The 16805-nt window shown below is 72.4% G+C and carries 15 protein-coding genes; 6 read left to right on the top strand and 9 right to left on the bottom strand.

Annotation, left to right across the window (positions count from 1 at the left end; genetic code table 11):
- Positions 1-237 precede the first annotated feature (237 nt).
- The gene (locus JQS43_RS18460; protein ID WP_239675641.1) at positions 238-1038 is read right to left on the bottom strand and encodes a phosphotransferase; all 801 of its coding nucleotides are present in this window, start codon (positions 1036-1038) and stop codon (positions 238-240) included.
- Positions 1035-2186, bottom strand: a complete 1152-nt coding sequence (gene ftsY / locus JQS43_RS18465) for a signal recognition particle-docking protein FtsY (protein ID WP_239675642.1) — start codon at positions 2184-2186, stop codon at positions 1035-1037. Before ftsY ends, JQS43_RS18460 begins: the two co-directional genes overlap by 4 nt.
- A 115-nt stretch (positions 2187-2301) precedes the next feature.
- On the opposite strand from ftsY, the gene JQS43_RS18470 reads away from it, so the two are divergent.
- Positions 2302-2814, top strand: a complete 513-nt coding sequence (locus JQS43_RS18470; RefSeq protein WP_239675643.1) for a DinB family protein — start codon at positions 2302-2304, stop codon at positions 2812-2814.
- 14 nt (positions 2815-2828) lie between these two features.
- On the opposite strand, the gene JQS43_RS18475 is transcribed toward JQS43_RS18470, so the two are convergent.
- Positions 2829-3263: a hypothetical protein gene (locus tag JQS43_RS18475; protein WP_239675644.1), complete on the bottom strand. Its 435-nt coding sequence runs from the start codon at positions 3261-3263 to the stop codon at positions 2829-2831.
- A gap of 219 nt (positions 3264-3482) precedes the next feature.
- Positions 3483-4916 carry a helix-turn-helix domain-containing protein gene (locus tag JQS43_RS18480; RefSeq protein WP_239675645.1) on the bottom strand — a complete coding sequence of 478 codons (1434 nt, stop codon included), beginning with the start codon at positions 4914-4916 and terminating at the stop codon, positions 3483-3485.
- 261 nt (positions 4917-5177) lie between these two features.
- Here JQS43_RS18480 and JQS43_RS18485 point away from each other — a divergent pair, with 261 nt between their 5' ends.
- Entirely contained in the window at positions 5178-6356 is a 1179-nt protein-coding gene (locus JQS43_RS18485) for a chymotrypsin family serine protease (protein WP_239675646.1), read from the top strand.
- A 28-nt stretch (positions 6357-6384) separates the two neighbouring features.
- Here the strand turns inward: JQS43_RS18485 and smc are convergent, their stop codons facing one another.
- On the bottom strand, positions 6385-9963 hold the full coding sequence (gene smc, locus JQS43_RS18490) for a chromosome segregation protein SMC (protein ID WP_239675647.1): 3579 nt from the start codon (positions 9961-9963) through the stop codon (positions 6385-6387).
- Positions 9964-10210: 247 nt separating this feature from the next.
- Positions 10211-10405 (bottom strand): hypothetical protein, encoded by a 195-nt coding sequence (locus JQS43_RS18495; RefSeq protein ID WP_239675648.1) that lies wholly within the window; start codon positions 10403-10405, stop codon positions 10211-10213.
- A gap of 345 nt (positions 10406-10750) precedes the next feature.
- Between JQS43_RS18495 and JQS43_RS18500 the strand changes: the two genes are divergently transcribed.
- From JQS43_RS18500 to JQS43_RS18515, 4 genes are all read left to right on the top strand, one after another.
- Complete coding sequence (locus JQS43_RS18500; RefSeq protein WP_239675649.1) at positions 10751-11536, top strand: CAP domain-containing protein; 786 nt, start codon at positions 10751-10753, stop codon at positions 11534-11536.
- A 110-nt stretch (positions 11537-11646) separates the two neighbouring features.
- A complete protein-coding gene (gene pelF / locus JQS43_RS18505) occupies positions 11647-13119 on the top strand; it encodes a GT4 family glycosyltransferase PelF (RefSeq protein WP_239675650.1) in 1473 nt (490 codons plus the stop codon).
- A gap of 7 nt (positions 13120-13126) precedes the next feature.
- Positions 13127-14416, top strand: a complete 1290-nt coding sequence (locus JQS43_RS18510; protein WP_239675651.1) for a hypothetical protein — start codon at positions 13127-13129, stop codon at positions 14414-14416.
- On the top strand, positions 14413-15060 hold the full coding sequence (locus JQS43_RS18515; RefSeq protein ID WP_239675652.1) for a spherulation-specific family 4 protein: 648 nt from the start codon (positions 14413-14415) through the stop codon (positions 15058-15060). Before JQS43_RS18510 ends, JQS43_RS18515 begins: the two co-directional genes overlap by 4 nt.
- Here the strand turns inward: JQS43_RS18515 and mutM are convergent.
- The 3 genes from mutM to rpmF are packed head-to-tail and all read right to left on the bottom strand — an operon-like array spanning position 15030 to position 16799.
- Complete coding sequence (mutM, locus tag JQS43_RS18520; RefSeq protein WP_239675653.1) at positions 15030-15887, bottom strand: bifunctional DNA-formamidopyrimidine glycosylase/DNA-(apurinic or apyrimidinic site) lyase; 858 nt, start codon at positions 15885-15887, stop codon at positions 15030-15032. The genes JQS43_RS18515 and mutM overlap by 31 nt on opposite strands.
- On the bottom strand, positions 15880-16611 hold the full coding sequence (gene rnc / locus JQS43_RS18525; protein WP_239675654.1) for a ribonuclease III: 732 nt from the start codon (positions 16609-16611) through the stop codon (positions 15880-15882). The genes mutM and rnc overlap by 8 nt, the downstream gene beginning before the upstream one ends.
- 11 nt (positions 16612-16622) lie before the next feature.
- Positions 16623-16799: a 50S ribosomal protein L32 gene (gene rpmF / locus JQS43_RS18530; RefSeq protein ID WP_239675655.1), complete on the bottom strand. Its 177-nt coding sequence runs from the start codon at positions 16797-16799 to the stop codon at positions 16623-16625.
- Positions 16800-16805 lie beyond the last annotated feature (6 nt).

The following is a 16805-nucleotide window of genomic DNA, read 5'->3' on the forward strand; positions in this document are numbered from 1 at the left end:
GCCTCCTCTCATTGGGCGCGGTGCGACCCACCGCACCGCACCAGGGTCAGTTGCACGCTTGGTTCCGACGATTGGCTGCGCTGCCGCGTCGGCTGCGCGGAACTATTCAGGGACCCTGTTTCGAGACTCGGCGTCGCTAAGTTTCGAGGCAGTGACGGGTTGTTTCACCCCTGTGACAATCGTCACCAGAAAGGTGCACGTCGGCCCGCTGGCCGATCGGGGCTGACCGTTCGGCCGTCAGCGCATCGCGTATTCGAGCGTGTGCCGCTCATAATCGAGTAGTCGCAGGTCACGCGCGGGTCGACGGAGATGACCCTTTCGGACGATGCGGACGAAGGCCGGGTCTCCGGCCGCCGCCATCCGCCGGATGCCCTCGACGTGGTCGACGATCCGGCGGCGGATGGTCCGGACGAACCGGTGCCGGTCCCGCGGGATCAGGCCGTACGCGTCGGCGAACAGCCGCAGCCGGCGGGGCCGGTCCGGCCGTTGCCAGCCGAGCGTGACCGAATCCCGGTCGCTGAAGAGCGGCACCCAGGTCCAGGCCGCGTACGCCACGTCGTAGAGGCGCGACCCGGGCGAGGCGAGGTCGAAATCGATCAGCGCCAGGGTGCCGTCGGGCCGCCAGATCACATTGTGTGGCGCGGCGTCGTGATGGCAGACCACCTCGGCGTCCGGTGGGGGCGGTCCGAACGAGCGCCAGACCCCCCCGGGCGGCGGTTGGAAGCCTTGCTGCGCGTCGTGGAACATCCGCAGCATGGTGGCGACCGTCACCAGCGCCTCGTCGGTGGCCCAGTGCTCGGCGAGTGGGTACTCGCCACACTCGCCCTCCAGGTAGGTGAGCACCTCGCGGCCGTACTCGTCGATGCCGTGCACGCGCGGTGCTCCGGTGAACCCGACCTTCTCCAGGTGCCGTAGCAGCGCGTGCACAGATGGGGTCCAGGGGCCGGTATTGCGACGGACCGTGCCCGCGACCTTGACGACGGTGCTGACGTTGCCGCCGCGAAGCGGAATCTCGGCGGCGGAGTTGGTCTGGGTCACGGGGCGCCGCCGAGCAGGGCGGCGACGAACTGTTTCGGATCGAACGGCGCGAGATCGTCCGGCCCTTCGCCGAGGCCAACCAGCTTGACCGGAATGCCGAGCTGCCGCTGCACACCGATCACGATGCCCCCTTTGGCGCTGCCGTCGAGCTTGGTCAACACGACCCCGGTGACATCCACCGCTTCGGTGAAGACCTTTGCCTGGGTGAGTGCATTCTGCCCGGTGGTGGCGTCGATCACCAACAGTGTCTCGGTCACCCGGGTCCGCTTCTCGATCACCCGCTTGACTTTGCCCAGCTCATCCATGAGTCCGACTTTGTTCTGTAGTCGGCCAGCGGTGTCGATCACTACCGTCTCGACTCCGGCCTCGGCCCCGCGCCGGACCGCGTCGAAGGCGACGCTGGCCGGGTCGGCGCCCTCGGCACCGCGAACGACCTCGGCGCCCACCCGGCCGGCCCAGGTGGCGAGCTGGTCAGCGGCGGCGGCCCGGAACGTGTCGGCAGCCCCCAGCACCACGCTGTGACCGTCCGCCACCAACACTCGGGCGACCTTGCCACAGGTGGTGGTCTTGCCCGAACCGTTGACGCCGACCATCAACAGCACCCCGGGGGCGCCGTCGACCCGGTGGGCGGCGAGGGTCCGGTCCAGCTCCGGCGCCAGCACGGCGACCAGCTCCTCGCTGAGCATGGCCCGCAGCTCGTCGGCGCTGCGGGTGCCGAGCACCCGGGTCCGCTCCCGCAGTCGCGCCACCAGGTCGGTGGTCGCGGCGACCCCGACGTCGGCGCCGAGCAGCGTCTCCTCGACCTCTTCCCAGGCGTCCTCGTCGAGCCGGTCCCGCGACAGCAGCCCCAGCAGCCCTCGACCCAAGGCGTTCTCGGACCGCGCCAGCCTGGCCCGGAGCCGGACCAGGCGCCCGGCGGTCGGTTCCGGCTGCTCGACCGGTGGCGCGACCGGCGGCTCAGCTGTGGTCGGCTCAGCTGTGGGCCCCGCCGCTGGTGGCGCCTGCGGCGGCGGCTGTGGCGGCGTAGCCGGTGGCGGCGCCTCGGGCGGCGGCGCCTGCCGGCGCCGCAACCTCGGCGCGAGCAGAGCCGCGCCGAGCAACAGCAGCAGCAGTCCCACCACGAGCAGCACGACGACAACCGGTTCCATGCAACGATCCTGTCAGACGCGGGCCACTCGGCAGCAGCGCGGCAGGGCGGCGCGACGGTTGTCACCCGCCGGAATGGGCTTGCGACCCCATAACTCTCGGGCATCTACTAACCGGATGACAATTCCGACGATTCCCCGCCATGATCCGCCGTACGTCGCCGACGAGCGCGAGATGCTTGTGGGTTGGCTGGAGTTTCACCGCGCCACGCTGCTGCACAAGTGCGCCGGCCTCACCGACGAGCAACTCATTCAGGCCGCCTGTCCGCCCTCGAACCTCACCCTGCTCGGGCTGGTGCGGCACATGGCGGAGGTGGAGCGAAACTGGTTCAGCCACCGCTTCGGCGACCAGCCGGTCGAACCGCTCTACTGGCGCGAAGACCAGCCGGACTACGACTTCGAGGCGGTCGCGTCGGCCGATCCGGCGGCTGACTTCGCGATCTTCACCAAAGAGATCGAGCAGTCGCGGCGTGCCGTAGCGACCCGGTCGCTCGACGAGGTCTTCGAGTACCGCAAGGGGGGCATGATCAGTCTGCGCTGGGTCTACATCCACATGATCGAGGAGTACGCCCGCCACAACGGGCACGCGGACCTGCTCCGGGAACGCATCGACGGGGTCACCGGCGAGTGAGCAGCCGGGGCTGCTCAGCCCACCAGCAGGCCGAGCAGCCCCGCCTCCAGCAGGCCGCAGCCCACGGCTACCAGGATTCCGGGTCGGATCAGACTGGCCGGCTCTTCGTTGGCCGGGTGTTGCGCCCGGAACGGCCCGCGCTGCCCGGTCACGATCACCACCCAGACCGCCACCCCGGTGACCCCGCCCACCAGCAGCATCGTTCCTTGCTGCTCGGTCAACAAGCTGGCCAGCCCGAACCGGACCAGGATCGCACCGGCGCCGGCGGCGAGGACCAGCGCCAGCGCCCGGCCCGGCAGCGAGAGCCGCCAGGCGTTCCAGACCCCGAGTACGGTGGCGGCCAGCGGACCGCCGAAGAAGGCCGGGTAGAGGATCGAGTTCGGCCGCCAGGGCCGCGGCGCGGTGACCGCCGACGAATCGGTCGCTGGCCCCACTGGCTCCTCAGCCATGGCAGAGACACCCCCTCACTGTCAGGAACCCCGCGATCGCGTGGCCCGACACTGTCGCCGGCGGATCGCTACGACAGTGGCACCGGGCGCCGGCCGGCCCGGAGAAACGTCCCGGAATCGGAGATTCGGATCATGAGGGTAGCCGTCGATCGACCCGATAGTCAGGGCCGGGGGGCTTCTCCGGGGCGGGATCTTCGGTTACCCGCTACTGTGGACCCACTATTGGCGGGTAAGGGATTCGACCCCCAGCTGCGGGCTTCGTAGTTGCCGGGCCGGGGCGGCCTCGCCGTGCTCGATCGCCAACTCAGCCGCGTACCAGCGCAGGAGCCCGCTGAGCCGGTAGCGGTCCCACCGTCCCCGGTGCAGCAGATTCGCCGCGGCCAGCACCTCCACCAGCCGCCTCGCTTCGCGGGGGTCGCCGCCGCACAACTCGGCGAGCAGGCCTCGATCGGCCCAGGGACGAGGATGGGCGCCCAGCGCCCGGAAAAGCCGGGCGGCATCGGCTGGCAGCTGTTGATACGACCAGCCGAACATGGTCCGTAGCGTGGTCTGGCCATCGTCGCCAGCCTCGAACAGATCGAGCCGGTTACGCGCCGTGGCTAGCTCATCTGCGAGCGCAGTGAGCGAACTCGACGGTCCGGTTACCGCCCGTTCACCCAACGCGCAGAGGGCGACCGGCAGGCACCCGCACAGCCGGGCGAGCTGGCGCACCGCCGCCAGCTCGGCCCGGACCCGGGCCTCGCCTAGAAACCCGGCCAGCAGGGCCACCGCTTCGGAGAGCGGCAAGACGTCCACAACTATCCGGTGTGCTCGGTCGCTGGCGACCAACCCGGTGAGCACGCTACGGCTCGTAACCACCGCGGCGCTGCCCGGCGCGGTCGGCAACAGCGGTCGCACCTGCCGGGCGTTCGCCGCGTTATCCAACACCACCAGGACTCGACGCCGGTCGAGCAGGGACCGGTACAGCCCGATTTTGGCGTCCAGATCGGCCGGGCGATCGACCGCCGGCACGCCGAGCGCGGCGAGGTACCCGTCGAGGATCCGGGCCGGGTCGGCGGCCGGGTCGGCCCCGTACCCGCGCAGGTCGGTGTAGAGCTGGCCGTGCGGAAACCGGTGCCTGACCCGGTGGGCCCAGTGCAGCGCGAGCGCGGTCTTACCGGCGCCCGGCGAGCCGACGATCGCGAGCGTCCGGGCCCCGGCCCGCCCGCGCGGCGTCGAGATCGCCGCCGCCCGGTCCAGCTCGGCCAGCTCGGCCGCCCGTCCGATGAACCCCGGCACATCGGCGGGTAGCTGGTGCGGCCGCTGCCAGGCAGTAGCCCGGGCAGGGCCGCTCGCGGCCCGGCGGCCCTCCTCTACCCGGTCCCGCGCGGTCGCCAGCGCACTCTGCTCCGCCGGGCTCGCCCCGAGTAACTGGACGAGGGTGTCGAACCGGTCGGTGGGCGGCAGGGTCTTGCCGGTCAGATAGACAGCCACCACCGCGTGAGACCAGCCTGCGTGGGCCGCAAGCTGCCGATAGGTGAGTTCGGCGCCGCCGCGACGCCGCGCCTCCCGGCGCCGCAATCGGCGCAGCAGCGCCGCCAGCTCCGCCATGCTTCGCACGCCCTCGGCGGCGGCGGAGAGTTCGAGGGCTGATTCTGCCGTGGGATCGCTCATCTTCGCCCTTACCCAGTGCAGCAGACTACGTCCGCACTGTAGCGGGAGACACCGACGTTCCACAACCGCCGGATACCGTCACATTGTCGACTATCTATCAAGAACCACGTCGGAGTCTGGCCTGGCGACCGAACCCGGTGGGGTGACCCCTGGTCGACCGTGTTCGACGCTGTCTCGGATCTGCTCCCCGCCGACCGGTCCAGGTCTACCGTCCTACCGGGCAAGCCGCCCCGGCTGCCCACCAGCCACGAGGGAGGGACCGTGACCGCTACCCGGAGCTGGACCGCCCTCGGAGCGGTCGCCGCGCTCACGCTCGCGATCGCCGCAGCGACGCCGGCCCACGCCGCACCGAACCACCCTGCGCCAGCGCTGCCGTCGACGTCGGCGGAGACAGCACCAATGCCAGCGGGCGCCGATCTCGTGGCTGCGCGAGCCCTTGACCGATCGCTCGCCGAGGCCGCCGACCGGCTGACCGACCTGGCCGCCGACTCCGGCGCGCTCGGTGCCTTCTACGATCCGGCGCGACCGGCCCTCGTACTCCTGCTTCCGGCAGACCAACCGGCTGGCCCGGTACCGGCGACCGCGGCGGGCTTCCCGGTCGAGGTGGCGAATAGCTCCCTGACGGCCCCCACCCTCGCCCAGTTCACCGAGGATGTGGCCGCCCGGGACTTCCACCCCGACGCCGGCCGGTACGCGTACGGGGCCTATCTCGATCTGGCCCGGGACGTGCTGGTGCTGGGCACCAACGCACCACCGGCGGTGGTGCGGCCGCTGGCCACCCGCTACCCCGCTCCGCTGGAGCTCCGCTTCGGCGACGACCCGGGCCGGGGCCGCGGCAGTGACTTCCCGCCGTTCTGGGGCGGCGCCTCGATCACCAGTGGTGGGGCCATCTGCTCCAGTGGTTTCACGGTCCAGACCGGCGGCGTCCGCTACATGCTCACCGCCGGACACTGTTTCGGCTCCGGCCGGCCGGTCACCTCCACCGTCAGCGGGCACACGTGGGGAACCTTCCACCCACACGCGAACCTGCCGGACCCGGACCTGGCCGTGATCGCCGGCAGCAGCTACCAGGGCGCGATCTACATCGGCGCAGTGGACAGCACCGCGGGGGCGGCGGTGAGCAGCTTCGGTGATCCGGTGATCGGCTTCAGCAACTACTGCTTCAGCGGCCAGACATCCGGGGAGGTCTGCGGCCACACCGCGGTCAGCACCACCGGTGTGCTCTGTGATCCGCTCGGCTGCACCGAAGACCTGGTGGTCAGCGACGGCACCCGGGTACAACCCGGCGACTCGGGCTCCCCCTGGTACACCCTCTCAGTGGGCAATCAGTACCCGGTACACATCCGCGGTCTCACCGTCGGGGTGATCGCAGGCCAGTCCTACTGGCACAGCTACGGCACCGTCGCCGACCACGCAGTGGCCGGGGTTCCGTACCCGTAGCCGGCTCGACGAACCCTCCGCGGGCCGCTCAGCCAGCGGATCCAGCCGGCTCCGCCGACCGGATCCGCTGGCTGATCACCTGCGTGACACCGTTGCGCATGCTGGTGCCGTAGAGCGCGTCGGCGACCTCCATGGTCCGCTTCTGGTGGGTGATGATGATCAGCTGACTACGCCCCTTCAACAGCTCCATCAGATCGATCAACCGCCCCAGGTTGACGTCGTCGAGGGCGGCCTCGACCTCGTCCATGATGTAGAAAGGGCTCGGCCGGGCCCGGAAGATCGCGACCAGCATCGCCACGGCGGTCAACGACCGCTCGCCGCCGGAGAGCAACGACAACCGTTTGATCTTCTTGCCCGGTGGCCGGGCCTCCACCTCGACTCCGGTGGTCAGCATGTCGTCGGGGTCGGTGAGGACCAGCCGGCCTTCGCCGCCCGGGAACAACACATCGAACACCTGCTCGAACTCGCGCGCGGTGTCATGGTAGGCCGAGGTAAAGATGTCCAGGATCCGCTCGTCCACGTCGGCGACGACGGTGAGCAGGTCCTTCCGGGTCGCCTTCAGGTCCTCCAGCTGATCGGAGAGGAATTTGTACCGCTCCTCCAGGGCCGCGAACTCCTCCAGGGCCAACGGGTTGACCTTCCCCAGCAGAGTCAGTTCCCGCTCAGCCTTGGCGGCGCGCTTCTCCTGACTCGCCCGGTCATACGGCGCGGGCTCGGGCACCGGCTTGCCGTCGGCCTCCGCCAACGCCACCGCCGCATCGGTGGGGGGCACCAGCACATCCGGCGCGTACTCGGCGACCAGCGTCTCCACCCCGAGCCCGAAGTCCTCCGCCGCCTTGGCCTCCAGCTGCTCGATCCGCAGCCGTTGCTCCGCCCGCGCCACCTGGTCCCGATGCACCTCGTCGGTGAGCCGCCCCAGCTCCTGCTCCAGCTGTCTGACCTGGCCCCGCAGTTGAGTCAGCTCAGCCTCGCGGGCCGACCGCGCCGCCGCGATCTCGTCGCGTTGCCGCGCCGCCACCGTCAAGGCGTCACTGACCATCCGCAGCGCCGCTTCGGCACCGGTCACCACCGCTTGGGCGATCACCGCACCCCGCTGCTTGGCAGCCCGCCGCTCGGCCGCGCGTTCCCGGGCGGCCCGCTGCGCCTCGGCCTGCCGCAACAGCTGATCGGCGCGCCCTGCCAGCGAGTTCACCCGCTCCTCGGCGGTACGCACCGCGAGCCGGATCTCCAACTCGTTCTGCCGCGCCGCCGGCACCGCCGCCGCCAGCTGGTCCCGCTCCTCAGTGGCCGGCTCCTCGTCCACCGGTGTCTCCTCGGCCCGCTCCAGCCGCTCCGCCAGCTCGGCCAGCTGCTGCACGCCCTGTTCCCGGGCATCGGCGGCGCGTTGCTGCGCGGTCGTGAGCCGCTGCACCTCCGCCTGGGCGGAGCTGGCGGCGGCGCCCAACTCGGCCAGCCGGCGGGCAGCGGCGTTGGCCTGCCCCTCGGCCTCCTTCTTCGCCGCCGCCGACACCCGGACCTGCTCTTTCGCCGCGGCGAGCGCCTCCCGGGCCTCGGTTAGCTGCTCCTGCAACTGGGAGACCTGCGCCTGCGCCCGTTCCCGGTTGCCGGCCGCCTCCTCTACCGCCGCCTGAACCTCCAGGTACGACGGTTGTTTGGCCGAGCCGCCAGCGGCGGCGTGCGCACCCACCAAGTCGCCCTCGCGGGTGACCGCGCGAACCTGCGGCGCCCGACTCACCAGGTCGGCCGCGCCGGCCAGGTCAGGCACCAGCGCGATGTCGTGCAGCGCCCAGGCGACCGCCGGCCGCAGCTCCGCCGGGCAGGTCACGACATCGCGCGCCCACCGGCCGCCCTCGGGCAGCTCTGCCTCGGGCCGAGGTGGCTCGAGCCGGTCCCCTCCGACCAGCAGCGAAACCCGCCCGGCATCCTCGATCTTGAGCACCCGGATCGCCTCGGCCGCGTCCTCGACCCCCTGCACCGCGACCGCGTCGGCGAGCCCGCCCAGCGCGACCGCGAGCGCCACCTCGTGGCCGGGTTCGACCGAGAGCAGTGACGCGACGCTGCCGACCAGCCCGGGGACCCGGTCGGCGGCGGCGAGCAGCGCCCCCGCTCCGTCTTTGCGGCGAAGCCCCAACGCCAGCGCCTCCTCGCGGGCCTGCCACTGAGTAACCTCGCGCTCGGCGCGGCGTTCGGCGTCGTTGAGGGTGGTCACGGTCTGCTGGGCCGCCTCGACCTCGGCCTGCGCCGCTTCGTGGGCGATGTCGAGATCCGCGGTGTCGCGGTCCTGCACGGTGGCGCCGGCGGCCGCCTCGTCGTACGCGGTCTGGGCGACCTCCGCCCGCTGCTGCGCTTCGGTGACGGCGGTGGCGAGCCGCTCCAACTCGTCGGCGGCGGCGGTGCTCCGGCTGCGGGCCGCCTCGACCTGGCCGCTCAGCTTGGCCAGCCCTTCCCTGCGGTCCGCGATCGCCTTCTGGGCCGCGACCAGCTGCCGCTCCGCGGCCGAGAGCGCCCGCTCCAGCTCCTCCCGGGCAGCGACCGCCTCCTCAAGCCGGCCGGTCTCGCCCTCCAGCACCTCACGCAACTCGCCCTCTTCGACCCGGACCTGCTCCGCCTCGGCGATCAGCTCCTCCGGGTCCCGTCCGGCCTGCTCCGGTTCGTCATCGGCGGTCAAGTGCCGCAACCGCTCGGCCGCGAGCTGACCCGTACCCCGGAACCGTTCCTGCAACGTGGAGAGCTGGAACCAGGTGTCCTGGGCGGCGGCGTAGGCCGGTGCGTCGGCCGCCAACGCTGCCTCCACGTCGGCCAGCGCCGCGTTCAGCTCGGTGTGCTCACGTTCGACCTGCTCACGCCGCTGCTTGGCGGCGGCCTCGTCGGCGAGTTCCCGGTCCAGGTTGCTCCGTAGCGTGGTCAGGTCGTCGGCGAGCAGCCGGAGTCGGGCGTCGCGCAGGTCGGCCTGGATGCTGGCGGCGCGACGGGCCACCTCGGCCTGCCGGCCGAGCGGTTTGAGCTGCCGCCGCAGCTCCGCGGTGAGGTCGGTGAGCCGGTTCAGGTTGGTGGCCATGGCGTCCAGCTTGCGCAGCGCCTTCTCTTTACGCTTGCGGTGCTTGAGCACCCCGGCCGCCTCCTCGATGAAGGCGCGGCGCTCCTCCGGTTTGGCGTGCAGCACCGCGTCGAGCCGGCCCTGCCCGACGATCACGTGCATCTCCCGCCCGATCCCGGAGTCGGAGAGCAGCTCCTGGATGTCCAGCAGCCGGCACTGGGAGCCGTTGATCTCGTACTCGCTCTCGCCAGACCGGAACATCCGGCGAGTGATCGAGACCTCTGTGTAGTCGATCGGCAGCGCCCCGTCACCATTGTCGATGGTGAGCGTCACCTCTGCCCGGCCCAGCGGCGCCCGCCCGGTGGTCCCGGCGAAGATGACGTCCTCCATCTTGCCGCCGCGCAGGCTCTTGGCGCTGTGCTCACCCAGGACCCAGGCGATGGCGTCGACGACGTTGGACTTACCGGAGCCGTTCGGGCCCACCACACAGGTGATCCCCGGCTCCAACACCAGCGTGGTGGGCGAGGCGAAGGACTTGAAGCCCTTCACCGTCAAACTCTTGAGATGCACGAGTCTCCGGCTGTGGTCAATCGGCGCCCAGCGTGGACGGGCGCGCGGTCATGGGCGCTCAGCCGGAGCGTACCCCCGCTGAGTGGGTGACGCGCTCAGGCGCGCAGGCCACCCCGGGTCACCGTAGCGGCAGCGTTCAACGCGGGCGGCTCGGCCCAAAAAAGCGTGCGCGCCGCCACGACGTGCCGGCGCGCACTTGGTGCGTACGGGATGCAGGTGGGACGAGCGGGTGGAATCCGCCCCGGCGCTACGTCAGCGCCGGCTCGGCCAGCCGAAGCACGTCGTCGGCCTCAGCGACCGCGGCCGCCAGCCGGTCGTTCTCTGCCCGCAACCGGGCGATCTCGAACTCCAATGCCTGCACCGTGGCACGCAAACGGGTGACCTCGTCGAGCATGCGCCGGTCGGGCGCGGCCGCGACGTGGCCATAGAGGGCCTTCGCCATATCGTCTCCTCGTAAGTGCGCTGCCGGACCACCGGCTCACGCGCGCCTAGTGGAATTCGCGACAAAACCCTGCCCGAACAACCCCGGCGGGCAGGAACAGGCGCGACTGGCGCCACTCCTGATTGTCCGCTGCCGAGGCTGTGGAGTCAAGTCAACGCCCCAGCCGAGGACTAAGGAACATTTAAGGCCGCCATAATTTGCTCTGCTCCGCCCACGGCATAGCCTTCGGCCGTGCCCAAGCCACGGAGAACACGCAGAGAGCTGCAGGTTTCACCTACCCGACCGTCGGGCAGGAGCACCACAAGGCGGCCCAACGCGGCGGCCGGCGCGGCGCGGCGGAGCCCCATGGCCCCGCCGAACGCCGCGACCGCCCTGTCTCCCGGCGCCGCCGGCCGGCATCGCCGGCCGATCTCGGCTGCCCGCCCGGTGCTGCTCAGCCTGCTCGCGATCCTCACTCTCCTATTGGGTACCGGCACCGCAGTCAGCCTGACCGCTGGCGGCGGTGCGTCGCCGAGCGCCGACGGCCCCGAGCAGGTGTCGGCGGTGGGCGCGGCGCCCACCGCCGACACGCTCCACGCCGGCACCGGCTCGGCACCGCCCTCGGCGACCCCACCCGCCCCATCCCCCACCCCGACGCCCGAACCCGAACCGCCGAGCGACGCCGCCGCCGACGGCGGCGAGCCCCCGGCCGGCGACGGCAACGGCTCGGCCGGAACCGACAGCGGCGGCGACAACCAGGCGACCGACGAGGTCACCTCGTTGGAAGACGAAGTAACTCGGCTGACGAACGAGCAACGGCGCAACGCCGGCTGTGGCGATGTCGGCACCGACGAACGACTCCGCACCGCCGCCCGCAACCACAGCCAGGACATGGCCACCCACGACTACTTCAGCCACACCGGACGCGACGGCAGCTCGCCCTCCGACCGGATGCGGGCCGCCGGGTACCCCAACCCGGCCGGCGAGAACATCGCCTACGGGTACCGCTCCCCCGCCGACGTGATGGACGGCTGGATGAACAGCGACGGGCACCGGCGCAACCTGCTGAACTGCGCGCACCAGACGATCGGGGTCGGGCTCGCCTTCGACGGCAACGGACGCCCCTACTGGACCCAGGTGTTCGGCCGGTGACGAATCGACCGTTCGGACACTCCTGCGCCCATTGCTGATTCGCCCGTCCGGATCAACGCGGCGCGTCGTTACCCCGGGTGACACACCCCAGGGCGACGGCGGGAGGAGCGGTGCGGGCGGCACTGATCACCGAGGGTGGATACCCGTATCACACGAGCAGCACCAGCAGCTGGTGCCACACGCTCGTACCTGGGCTGCCCCGCTGCAGTTACCACCTGGTGGCCCTCACCGGACCCGCCACCGACCCGCCCGACCTGGCCTACCCGCTCCCCGCCAACGTCACCACGCTCACCCAGCTACCCGTCTGGTCGCCACCGGTCGCGCCCGATAGCTGGTTGGCCCGCCGCCGGCACCGACGCGCCGCCACCGAAGCGGCGATCCTGCTCTGCCGCGGCCTCGCGGGCGGCGACGACCAGCCAACCCTCGCCTTCCGGGCCGCGCTGCGACGACTGGCCACGCTCGCCACCGACGGCGTCGACCCGCTCGGCGGCGTCCCGACCGCCGAAATCCTCGCCGACACCTGGCGAGCCGCTGGCGCCACCCCGCGGCTGTCGCTGGGCAACGCCCACGCCGCCGCACTGCTGCTGGAGCACGCGCTGCGGCCACTGGCGATGCCCGCGCCGCCAGTCCAGGTATGCCACCCCACCACCAGCGGCCTGCCGCTGCTGGTGGCGCTCGCCGCCAAGTGGCGCGCCGGGATCCCGTACCTGCTCACCGAACAAGGCATCTACCTGCGGGAGCGATACCTCGACTATGGCGGGCAGCTACCCGAGTCGGTGACCGCGGTGATGTTGCGGTTCTTCGCCGGCCTCGCCCGCGTCGGCTACGCCGAAGCCGCGATGGTGGTGGCGGCGAGCCGGTTCAACCAACGCTGGCAGCTGCGTCACGGCGCCCACCCGGCCAGCTCAGTGGTGATCCCCGGCGGCCTCGACCCGGCGGCGTACCCGCCGCGGCCGGAGCCCGAGCACCCCACCCTGGTCTCAGTCGGGCGGATCACGCCCAGCGCCGACCTCCACACCCTGATCCACGCCTGCTGGCGGCTGCGCCGCGACCTACCCACGGCCCGGCTGCGGCTGGTCGGGCCCACCACCGATCCAACGTACGAGGCCGGCTGCCGTGCCCTCGTCCGCCGGCTCGGGCTGGCGGAGGCGATCACCTTCGTCGGGCCGGTGGCAGACCCGGCCGACGCCTACGCCAACGCCCAGGTAGTGGTCCGGAGCAGCAGCTGCGAAGGGCAGCCGTACCCGGTCCTGGAGGCCATGCTGAGCGGCCGGGCCACGGTCACGGTCGACGTCGGCGGCGCCGCCGAACTGGTCGGCGACGCCGGCCTGCTGGTGCCGCCGGGCGACCCGGCCGCCCTCGCCCATGCTCTCGGCGCACTACTCACGGAGGCACCACGCCGCCACACGCTCGCCGCCGCCGGCCGGGCACGGGCCCACCGCGAGTACCGCGCCGACCGGATGCTCCGCGCCTACGAGCTGCTCTACGCCGACGTCGCCGCCAACGGCCCGGCGTCACCAGCGCCGCCGACCAGTCGACCCCGCCAACCAGCCCGGGCGCTGGTCGCCGCCGGCCAGCGCTGACGCCGCCATGAGTTCACCGACCGCGCTACCGGCCGCCGCGATCACCCAGCTCGGGTGGGTTTCGACCGCCCCGACCAGCCGGTCGTGGACCCCGGCGCTGTCGCGGGCGGCGCTGCTGGCGGCCGCGGCAGCAGCGGCGATCACCGCCGCCGAACCGCTCACCCAGCTGCCCTGGCCGATTCCGGTCACCGCCGCCGCGCTCGGCTGGGCCGCGGTGTCGGGGCTGACCCCGCCAGGACGCGCAGTCGCAGCCAGCGCCGGCGCAGCTGCGGCGACCCGGCTCATCCTCGCGACCACGCTGTTACTCTTCGCCGGCTGGGCCGGCAGCGTAGCCCTCGCCCCCGGGGTTTCGGCCGCCGACCGCCCGCTCGGGTGGCTGGTCGGCGCGGCGATCTTCGGCTATGTCGCGGTGCTCACCACCGGTGCCGCCACCGGCGCCGAACTCACCCTGCTGCGCTGGAGTTCGCCGCTGCTGCTGCTCACGACCGGGGCGCTGGCTGGGCCCGCGGTGGTCGCCCTGCTGACGCCGCCGGCCACCCTCACCCTGCCCGACCCGCCGACGAGCGTCGCAGCATTGCTGCTGGTGACGCTCGCCCTGCCGCTGGCGCGGACCGCCGGCATCGCCTGCTGGGGGCTGGCCGGACCGCGGCGCGGCCTCCCGCTGCTCCCCACCCTCGCCGGTGGTCGGCGCGACCTGCGCCGGCTCGGCCTACCCACGCTCCGGCGCGCCGCCGCAGGCGCGGCGCTCGGCCTCGGGCAGGCGGCCGCGGTGGTCCTCCTCTGGCGCACCGGCTCCCCCGGCAACGGCGGCCTCCCGCCCAGCCTGCTGCCGCTGCTGATCGCGCTGCCCGCCGGTCAGGTGTGGCTCGGCTGGCACCTGCGCCGGCCGACCTGGCGCAGCCTGCTCGGCCTGCTGATACCGCTGCTCGCCGCCGCCGGCTTCGCCAGCCTCGCGCACCAGCTTCCGCACCCGCTCGCCGCCCACCCGGACCCACCGGTGGTGCTGCTCAGCATCGCCGGTGGTCTGCTACTCGCTGGCGTGGTAGTGCTCGGCTGGCTGCTGGCCGAACGCGGCTACCCGGGCAGCGCCGCCGCCGTAACCGCGGCGCCGGTGCTCGCCGCCGCCGTGCTCACCGGCGCGTCGCCGCCGCTGACCACCGGGTCGCCGTTGACCAACGGGTGGTTGAGCACCGTCGAGCCACCGCTGGCGACCACCCTGCTCGCGCTCGGCACGGCGTACGCCGGCGGGCTGGCGCTCGCCGCCCGGACCCTCCGGCCAGGGAGGAGACGGCGGTGACCGAGGTGCTGCTGCCGTTCTACCCCGACCCTCCGGCACAGCCGGCGACCTGGCGCGCGCTGGCGGCGCTCGGCCGGTCGCTCACCGTGGTCGCGGCGACGCCCGAGCCGCCGCAGCAGCTGGCGGAGCTGACCGCCGCGGGGGTACGAGTGTTGGGGCGGGTAGACACCGGATACTCCGCCCGCCCGCTGGCGGACCTGCTCGACGAGGTCACCGGCTGGGCCGGCGGCCCGGTCACGGGGGTCTTCCTGGACCACGCGCCCACCAGCACGTTCGCCCTCGGGCCGGTGGCGGTGGCGGCACGGCTCGCCCGCCGCTGCGGGCTGACGACGGTGGTGCTCAACCCGGGGGTGCCCACCGACCCGTGCTACCGGGAGCTCGGCGCCGCGATCTGCACCTTCGAGGGCCCCTGGTTGGAGTACCGGCGCTGGTCCGCGGCCGGCTCCCAGCCGGGCGACGGGCACCTGGTCCACTCGGTCCCCACTGACGCGCTGCCGCAGGCCCAGGCACTGCTGCGGCGCCGGCGCGCCGGCTTCGGGCTGCTCACCGACCAGCCGCCCCCGGCCCCGTACACGCGGCTGCCAGGATGGTTGTCGGGGCAGCGACCCGGCGGCTACAGCCGCGGTGACCGCGGCCGTGGTTGACAACGGGGACACGAGAACGACGACCGGTTGGTGAACGGCTCCCGGCGGATCGCGGCGCCGCACCGGTGGCAGGGCAGACCCTCCCGGCCGTAGGCGTCGAGCGACCGGCTGAACCAGCCGCTCTCGCCGTTGACGTTGACGTAGAGCGCGTCGAACGAGGTGCCGCCGGCCCGCACCGCCGCGTCGAGCACATCCCGGACGTGCCCCAGCAGTCGCCGGACCACCGGACCGGTGAGGGTGTCGCACCGGCGTTGCCCGTGGAGCCGGCTGCGCCACAGCGCCTCGTCGGCGTAGATGTTGCCCACCCCGGAGATCAGGCTCTGGTCGAGCAGGGCCGCCTTCACCGCCACCCGCCGGCGCCGCAGCGCCGCCACGAACCCATCGTCGCTGAAGGCCTTATCCAGCGGGTCCGGCGCGATGTGGGCGATCTGGTCCGGGACCTCGGCCCGACCGAACGGCGAGACCGAGAGCCCGCCGAAAGTACGCTGGTCCACGAAGCACAGCGGGCGCCCACCACCGGCGAAGCTGAACCGGACCCGCAGGTGGGGACTCTCCGGCAGTTCGGGAGCGGGCAGCAGCAGCTGCCCCGACATGCCCAGATGCCCGACGAGCGCATCGCCGCCGTCCAGCGGCAGCCATAGATACTTGCCGCGCCGGTGGACGTCACAGAGCGTCTGGCCGGTCAACGCGGCCACGAAGTCGTCGGCGCCAGCGAGGTGCCGCCGCACCGCCCGGGGGTGGCGGACCTCGACGGCGTTGATCCGCTGGCCGACCACCCGGTCGGCCAGGCCGATCCGGACGGTCTCCACCTCCGGCAGCTCAGGCATGGCGAGCCGACAGCTCGGAAGCCTGCTCGGCGTGGGCCGACAACTTCCGCCAGGCCGCCTCGGCGGCCCGCTGCTCGGCCTCCTTCTTGCTGGCGCCGGTGGCGCCGCCATACCGGGTGCCGGCCACGATCACCCAGGAGGTGAAGGTCTTGGCATGGTCGGGCCCGTGCTCCTCTACCCGGTACTCCGGGACGCCGAGCGACCGCTCTGCGGTCAGCTCCTGCAGGCTGGTCTTCCAGTCCAGCCCGGCGCCGCGGGCGGCCGACGCCGCCAACAGCGGATCGAAGAGTTTGTGGATCACCTGGGCGGCGCTGTCCATCCCGTGCTCCAGATAGATCGCGCCGAGCAGCGCCTCCATCGTGTCGGCCAGGATGCTGGCTTTGTCCCGGCCGCCGGTCGCCTCCTCACCCTTACCGAGCAGCAGGTACGGGCCCAGCCCGGCCGGGCCGAGTCCCCGGGCCACCTCGGCCAACGCCCGCATGTTGACCACACTGGCGCGCAACTTCGCGAGCTGCCCCTCGGCCAGCTCGGGATGGTTCTGATACAGCGCCGTAGTGATCACTAGCCCGAGCACGGCGTCGCCCAGGAACTCAAGTCGCTCGTTCGTGGGCAGTCCGCCGTGCTCGTACGCGTACGAACGGTGAGTGAGGGCACGCTGCAGCAGCGACGAGTCGATGGAGACCCCGAACGCCGCCGTCAGCACCGCCTCAGGAGGCCGGCTCACAGACAGCCGGCCTAGCTCAGCTCGATGACCTGCCGGCCATGGTAGGTGCCGCAGACCTGGCATGCCGCGTGCGGCAGCTTCGGCTCCCGGCACTGCGGGCACGGCGCGGTCGGCACCCGGCGGGCCTTCCACTGCGCCCGGCGAGAACGGGTGTTGCTGCGCGACATCTTGCGCTTCGGTACGGCCACGGTCTC

It is taken from the genome of Natronosporangium hydrolyticum (assembly GCF_016925615.1).
Classification (GTDB): domain Bacteria; phylum Actinomycetota; class Actinomycetes; order Mycobacteriales; family Micromonosporaceae; genus Natronosporangium; species Natronosporangium hydrolyticum.

What these genes read in the sequence shown, in the direction of transcription:
- ftsY (WP_239675642.1), bottom strand. Translation starts at nt 2,186, where the DNA reads ATGGAACCGGTTGTCGTCGTGCTGCTCGTGGTGGGACTGCTGCTGCTG.
- JQS43_RS18470 (WP_239675643.1), top strand. Translation starts at nt 2,302, where the DNA reads ATGACAATTCCGACGATTCCCCGCCATGATCCGCCGTACGTCGCCGAC.
- JQS43_RS18475 (WP_239675644.1), bottom strand. Translation starts at nt 3,263, where the DNA reads ATGGCTGAGGAGCCAGTGGGGCCAGCGACCGATTCGTCGGCGGTCACC.
- JQS43_RS18480 (WP_239675645.1), bottom strand. Translation starts at nt 4,916, where the DNA reads ATGAGCGATCCCACGGCAGAATCAGCCCTCGAACTCTCCGCCGCCGCC.
- JQS43_RS18495 (WP_239675648.1), bottom strand. Translation starts at nt 10,405, where the DNA reads ATGGCGAAGGCCCTCTATGGCCACGTCGCGGCCGCGCCCGACCGGCGC.
- JQS43_RS18500 (WP_239675649.1), top strand. Translation starts at nt 10,751, where the DNA reads ATGGCCCCGCCGAACGCCGCGACCGCCCTGTCTCCCGGCGCCGCCGGC.
- JQS43_RS18510 (WP_239675651.1), top strand. Translation starts at nt 13,127, where the DNA reads ATGAGTTCACCGACCGCGCTACCGGCCGCCGCGATCACCCAGCTCGGG.
- mutM (WP_239675653.1), bottom strand. Translation starts at nt 15,887, where the DNA reads ATGCCTGAGCTGCCGGAGGTGGAGACCGTCCGGATCGGCCTGGCCGAC.